The sequence below is a fragment of the Pseudomonas sp. Gutcm_11s genome (assembly GCF_028649395.1).
GTDB lineage: Bacteria > Pseudomonadota > Gammaproteobacteria > Pseudomonadales > Pseudomonadaceae > Aquipseudomonas.
Map to the genome: position 1 here is coordinate 105,428 of NZ_JAQSUW010000012.1, position 6,482 is coordinate 111,909.

Here is a 6,482-nt window from a genome sequence, read left to right on the forward strand (position 1 = left end):
GGCAATAAAAAGGCCGGCTTGTGGCCGGCCTTCAGGGGGTGGTTTTGGCTTACTTCTGGTAAGCCGCTACCGCCTTCAGAATTGCTTGGCGGGCTTCGTCAGCGTTGCCCCAGCCTTCGACCTTGACCCACTTGCCCTTCTCGAGATCCTTGTAGTTCTCGAAGAAGTGCTTGATCTGCTCGATCAGCAGCGGAGGCAGGTCGGTGTATTCCTGTACGTCTTTGTAGATGGTGGTCAGCTTATCGTGCGGGACGGCGATCAGCTTGGCGTCACCGCCGGCTTCGTCGGTCATGTTCAGCACGCCAACCGGACGGCAGCGGATCACGGAGCCCGGAGCTACCGGATACGGGGTCACTACCAGCACGTCCAGGGGGTCGCCGTCGTCGGCCAGGGTGTGCGGGATGAAGCCGTAGTTGGCCGGGTAGAACATCGGGGTGGCCATGAAGCGATCAACGAACAGGCAGTCGGTGTCGTGATCGATCTCGTATTTGATCGGCGCGTGGTTGGCCGGAATCTCGATGGCGACGTAGATGTCGTTCGGCACGTCTTTGCCGGCCGGGACTTTGCTGTAGCTCATGGTGGACACCCCAGGTTGGGCCAAAAAAAGTGCGCGGATTATAGGCACATTCCCAGGGCGTTACTACGCCCGCGTGCTCATCCGTTGGTCGTGTCGCGGTAGGCTGGGTGCTCTGCCAGGAGCCGTTGCAGGCGTGTCAGCGGGTCCTGGCGGTAGAAACCGACCAGTTGCTGGTACACGGATGGAAAGGCCTGCTGCAGCAGGTCCGGCGCGGTGAAGAAGTATTCGCTGGTGACGGCGAAGAACTCGGCGGGGTTCTCTGCGGCATAGGGATCGATGGCCGTGTGCGCCTCGGGGTTGGCGTCCAGCGCGGCATTCATCTCGTCGTAGGCGGCCTGCATGGCGCCGGCCCAGTCGCCGATACGCATGTCGCGGTGCAGCGGCGGCAGGCCGTTGGCGTCGCCGTTGAGCATGTCCAGCTTGTGCGACAGCTCGTGGATCACCAGGTTGTAGGCGTCCCAGCCGCCACCGCTCTGCACGCCAGGCCAGGCCATGATCACCGGGCCCTGGTGCCAGGCCTCGCCGCTGCGCTCGTCGTCCCACTCGTGTTCGATGCCGCTGGCGTCGCGATGGCGCTGCGGGCTGACGAAGTCATCCGGGTACAGCACGATCTCGTGGAAGCCCTGGTACCAGTCGAGATCGGCCAGGTGCAGCAGAGGCAGTTCGGCCTGGGCGGCCAGGGTCAGGCGGTCGGCTTCATTCAGTTCGACGCCGGGCAGGGCGGTCAGACGCTTGTGGTGCAGGAACAGGATGGCGCGTTGGAACAGGCGCTGCTCCTCGGCCTCGCTCAGGCCATCGAGGATCGGCAGGCGCGCGCGGACCTCATGCCAGTGGCGGGTGGTGTAGGGCGAGCGGGAGAGAATGCGCCGGCGGCGCCAGGCGCGGAATGACCACATGAATCTGTCTCGGGGTGGGCGGCGAACGCGCAGGCGTTCGCCTGCCTGATCAATCGCCCAGTTCGAGGATGTAGTTCTTGAACTTGGTGTCTTCGCGGAAGCCGATGGACTCGTAGGTCTTCTGCGCCACCTCGTTGCTGATGCTGGTGGCTACGCGCATGCGCACGGCGTTGGTTTCCTTGGCCATCTGCTTGGCGGTCTGCAGCAGGCGGTCGGCGACCAGCATGCGGCGGGCGTCTTCGGCGACATAGATGTCGTTGAGAATCCACACGCGCTTGAGCGACAGCGAGGAGTAGCTGGGGAACAGCTGGCAGTAACCGAGCAGCTTGTCCTCATCGTCGGCCATGGCCAGGTAGATGATCGATTCTTTGCGCTTGATGCGCGTCTCGAGGAACTTGCGCGACGAGTCCGGGAAGGGCAGCTCGCCATAGAACTCACGGTACTTGATGAACAGCGGGGTCAGCAGGTCCAGGTGCTCCAGGGTGGCTTGGACAATGCGCATGGCGGGCCTCGGCGTCTATGGAGTGTGAGTGGGCAGTTGCAGTTGCTGTGCCAACGGTCAACCCGATGCTGCCCAAAGATGCTGGAAAGCGCAATCCAAGCGAGCGTTTGATCTTGGCGTGGCTTGCTGCCCTGGTACGTCGAGGGGCGGATTCTCCCCTTTACTGGTGTCCGCAACTTACCCCCAGAGGCTGTGGGTGATGCTGTGGATAAGCTGTCGGCAGCTGGTGCCTGGGCAGAACCCGCGCGGTCTGCCTGCGGTTGGTTGAATTTCGATCTTGATCAGTGACTTACGTCACGGGTTAGGCACAGTAACTGTGGGCTTTGCTGTGGATAAGCTGTGCGCTCCGGCGGCGGAAGCGCAACGGCCGTGGGCTGGAGCCAGATGGGCGTTTTCTGTGCAGTTGGCGGGCGCTGTTCAGGGCGAAAAGTTTGTCCACAGAAGCCTTGGGCAAAGTTGTGGACAAGCTGTTCGGCTATCGCCACGAGCGCCGCCAGGCGCGCCTTGCAGCAGCCGGGCGGTTTTTTATCCAGCGCTCAGAGGCGGCCGTGCAGGGCGGCGGTGAACAGCTGGCTGACGTTCTCCTCGGTCAAGGGCAGCGGATTGCCGCCGGCAGAGGGGTCGACCACGGCCATCTGCGCGATCAGCGCGGTCTTGCTGTCGTCGACACCGAGCTCGGCCAGGCTGTGCGGCACGCCGGTGTCGCTGCGCAGTTGCAGGACCAGTTCGAGGAAGCTGTCGAAGCCCGGGTTGGCCAGTTGCAGGTAGGCGGCCAGGCGGGTGATGCGCTCCTCGATGGCGCTGCGGTTGAACTTCAGCACGTAGGGCATCAGCGTGGCGTTGGTCATGCCGTGGTGGGTGTCGTACAGCGCACCGATCGGGTGCGCCAAGGCGTGCATGCCGCCGAGGCCCTTCTGGAAGGCGGTGGCGCCCATGGCGGCGGCGGCGAGCATGTCGGCGCGGGCGTCGAGGTCGTCCGGCTGCTTGACCGCTCTGACCAGCGCGCCCTTGACCAGGCGCATGCCCTCCACGGCGATACCGTCGGCCATGGGGTGGAAGCCTGGGGCGCAGTAGGCCTCCAGGCAGTGCGAGAAAGCGTCCATGCCGGTGCCGGCGGTGATGAAGGCCGGCATGCCGACAGATAGTGCAGGGTCGCTGATGACGATGCGCGGCATCATCTGTGGGTGGAAGATGATGCGCTTGGTGTGGCTGCGCTCGTCGGTGAGGATGCCGGCGCGGCCGACCTCCGAGCCGGTGCCGGCGGTGGTCGGCACGGCGATCACCGGGGCGATGCCGCGCGGGTCGGCGCGGGTCCACCAGTCGCCGACATCTTCGAAGTCCCACACCGGTCGTGCCTGGCCACTCATGAAGGCGATCAGCTTGCCCATGTCCAGGCCGCTGCCGCCGCCGAAGGCGACCACGCCGTCGTGCTTGCCGGCGCGGTAGGCGGCCAGGCCCGCAGCGAGGTTGCTCTCCACCGGGTTGGGCTTGAGGTCGCTGAACAGCGCGGCACCGAGGCCGGCTTCCTTGAGCGAGTCGAGGGCGGCGGTGGTGATTGGTGCGCTGCCCAGGCCGCGGTCGGTGACCAGCAGCGGGCGCAGCATGCCGATGCTCCTGCACAGTTCCGGCAGTTCCTGGATGCGGCCGGCACCGAAGCGCACCGAGGTCGGGTAGTTCCAGTTGGCGGTCTTGCTCATGGTGGACTCCTGGTCAGAGCTGCTGGCGCAGGTGGAAGGACTTGGGCCGGGTCAGGTGCTCGTAGCCCAGGCGCGACAGCGTGGCGCCGCGCCCGGTGTGCTTGACGCCGGTCCAGGCCAGGGCCGGGTCCAGGTAGTCGCAGCGATTCATGAACACGGTGCCGGTTTCCAGCTGTTGGCCGATGCGTTCGGCGGCGTCCAGGTCCTCGGTCCAGATGGCCGCGCTGAGGCCGTAGGGGCTGTCGTTCATCAGGGTGATGGCCTCGGCTTCGCTGGCCACCGGCATGATGCCGACCACCGGGCCGAAGCTCTCGTCGCGCATCACCGCCATCTCGTGGTTGACCCCGGTCAGCACCTGCGGCGCCATATAGGCGGTGCCAGGCGCGTCGTTGGCGAAGCTGGCGGGGTCGATCAGCGCCTTGGCACCCTTGGACCTGGCCTCGGCGATCTGCCCGCGGACGAATTCGGCGGCGCTGCTGCGCACCAGTGGGCCGAGGGTAGTGGCCTCGTCCAGTGGGCTGCCCAAGGTGTACTGTTTAGTCAGCTCGACGAAGCCCTCGACGAAGGCCGGATACAGGGCCTTGTCCACATAGATGCGCTCGATGCCGCAGCAGCTCTGCCCGGAGTTGAAGAAGCTGCCGTCCACCAGGTTTTCCACCGCGTGGGCCAGGTCGGCGTCGCTGCGCACGTAGGCCGGGTCCTTGCCGCCCAGTTCCAGGCCGACGCCGATGAAGTGGCCGGCGGCGGCGCTCTCCATCAGACGGCCGCCCTCCACCGAGCCGGTGAAGTTGACCTGCTGCACCTGGCCGGAGGCGATCAGGGTGGCGGTCTGGCCGTGGTCCAGCACCAGGTTGTGGAACAGCCCGGCCGGCAGTCCGGCGCGCTTGAAGGCCTCGGCGAAGCGTTCGCCGACCAGCAGGGTCTGGCTGGCGTGCTTGAGCAGCACGGCGTTGCCGGCCATCAGCGCCGGGATGACCGCGTTCACTGCGGTCAGGTAGGGATAGTTCCACGGCGCCACCACCAGCACGGTGCCCAGTGGCTCGCGGCGGATATAGCGGCGGAAGCCTTCTTTGGGATCAGGTACTACGTCGGCCAGGGCGCTCTCGGCGATGCCGATCATGTGGCGTGCGCGTTCCTCGAAGCCGCGCAGCTCGCCTGCGCCGAAGCGGATCGGGCGTCCCATCTGCCAGGCCAGTTCGGGGACGATTTCGTCCTTCATCGCCAGCATGGCGTCCACCGCCTTCAGGCAGTAGGTGGCGCGCTGGCCGATGGCGAGTTCGCGCCAGGCTCGCTGGGCCTGGGTGGCAGCGGCCAGGGTCTGTTCCAGAGCGCTGCTGCTGGCGATGGCGCGCTCGGCGTAGAGGCTGCCGTCCACCGGTGAAATCAGGCGAATGCTGTTCATCTGCTGCTCTCCCTGTCAGTAGCGCTCGAAGCCGCGGCGCAGTTCCCAGTCGGTCACCCGGCGGTCGTATTCCATCTGCTCCCAGCGCGCGGTGTGCAGGTAGTGTTCGACCACGTCGTCGCCCAGGGCCTTGCGCAGCAGTTCCGAACGGTCGAGGGCTTCGGCCGCGCCGCGCAGGGTCTTGGCCACTTCCGGCAGTTCGTCGTCGGCATAGGCGTCACCGGAGAAGGGCGCCGGCAGCTCCAGCTGTTCGTCGATGCCGGCCAGGCCGGCGGCGATCAGCGCGGCGTAGGCCAGGTAGGGGTTGAGGTCGGCGCCACCGATGCGGCATTCGATGCGGATGCCCTTGCTGCCGGCGCCGCACAGGCGGAAGCCGGCGGTGCGGTTGTCGCAGCTCCACACCGCGCGGGTTGGAGCGAAGGTGCCAGCCTGGAAGCGCTTGTAGGAGTTGATATAGGGCGCGAGGAAGTAGGTGATGTCGCTGGCGTACTTGAGCTGGCCGGCGACCCACTGGCGCATCAGCTTGGACATGCCGTACTCGCCGGCCGGGTCATGGAACAGCGCCTGTTCGCCATCGAGGCTGAACAGCGAGTTGTGGATATGGCTGCTGGAGCCGGCCAGGTTGTAGTTCCACTTGGCCATGAAGGTGACGGCCTTGCCCTGCAGCAGGGCGATTTCCTTGCAGGCGTGCTTGATGATGCTGTGCCGGTCGGCCATCACCAGCGCCTCGGCGTAGCGCACGTTGATCTCTTCCTGGCCCGGCCCCCATTCGCCCTTGGAGTTTTCCACCGGGATGCCTGCGGCCTGCAGGTGCTTGCGGATCGCCCGCATCACCGGCTCCTCGCGGATGGTCTGCAGGATGCTGTAGTCCTCGATGTAGTAGTTGGCCGTCTTGGGGTTCTGGTAGTGCCCGGTGTGGATGTCCTCGTAGCTCTGGTCGAACAGGTAGAACTCCAGCTCCGAGGCGAACATGCCCTTGTAGCCGCGCTCGGTGAGGCGCTCGATCTGCCGCTTGAGGATGCCGCGCGGGCTGTGCGGCAGGTCGTGGTGGTGGTGGTCCTGCACGTCGCACAGCACCAGGGCCGTGCCTTCCAGCCAGGGCACCACGCGCATGGTGGACAGGTCGGGCTTGAACACGAAGTCGCCGTAGCCCTGTTTCCAGCTGGCGGCGGCGTAGCCGGGCACCGGTTCCATGTCGATGTCGTCGGCCAGCAGGTAGTCGCAGCCGTGGGTTTCTTCATAAGCGCTGTCGAGGAAGAACTCGACCTGGAAGCGCTTGCCGATCAGGCGGCCCTGCATGTCGACCATGCAGGCCAGGACGGTGTCGATCTTGCCGGCCACGGCGAGTTCGCGCAGGCCGGCCAGGGTGAGGTGGGCAGTCATTCCGTTGGTCTCCGGAAAAGGTCGG

6 protein-coding genes are annotated in these 6,482 nt (G+C 65.9%); all 6 read right to left on the reverse strand.

Annotated elements, in window-relative coordinates; all coding sequences use genetic code 11:
- Positions 1 to 49 precede the first annotated feature (49 nt).
- Positions 50 to 577 (reverse strand): inorganic diphosphatase, encoded by a 528-nt coding sequence (gene ppa / locus PTT45_RS09415; RefSeq protein ID WP_273812915.1) that lies wholly within the window; start codon positions 575 to 577, stop codon positions 50 to 52.
- Between the two features lie 77 nt (positions 578 to 654).
- A complete protein-coding gene (locus PTT45_RS09420) occupies positions 655 to 1,473 on the reverse strand; it encodes a zinc-dependent peptidase (RefSeq protein ID WP_273812916.1) in 819 nt (272 codons plus the stop codon).
- 49 nt (positions 1,474 to 1,522) lie between these two features.
- The gene (locus tag PTT45_RS09425) at positions 1,523 to 1,975 is read right to left on the reverse strand and encodes a GNAT family N-acetyltransferase (RefSeq protein ID WP_273812917.1); all 453 of its coding nucleotides are present in this window, start codon (positions 1,973 to 1,975) and stop codon (positions 1,523 to 1,525) included.
- A gap of 536 nt (positions 1,976 to 2,511) precedes the next feature.
- Positions 2,512 to 3,672, reverse strand: coding sequence for an iron-containing alcohol dehydrogenase (locus PTT45_RS09430; protein ID WP_273812918.1), 1,161 nt, complete (start codon positions 3,670 to 3,672; stop codon positions 2,512 to 2,514).
- A 13-nt stretch (positions 3,673 to 3,685) separates the two neighbouring features.
- Positions 3,686 to 5,074: an aldehyde dehydrogenase family protein gene (locus PTT45_RS09435; protein ID WP_273812919.1), complete on the reverse strand. Its 1,389-nt coding sequence runs from the start codon at positions 5,072 to 5,074 to the stop codon at positions 3,686 to 3,688.
- Positions 5,075 to 5,089: 15 nt separating this feature from the next.
- Positions 5,090 to 6,457, reverse strand: coding sequence for a glutamine synthetase family protein (locus tag PTT45_RS09440; RefSeq protein WP_273812920.1), 1,368 nt, complete (start codon positions 6,455 to 6,457; stop codon positions 5,090 to 5,092).
- Positions 6,458 to 6,482: the final 25 nt, after the last annotated feature.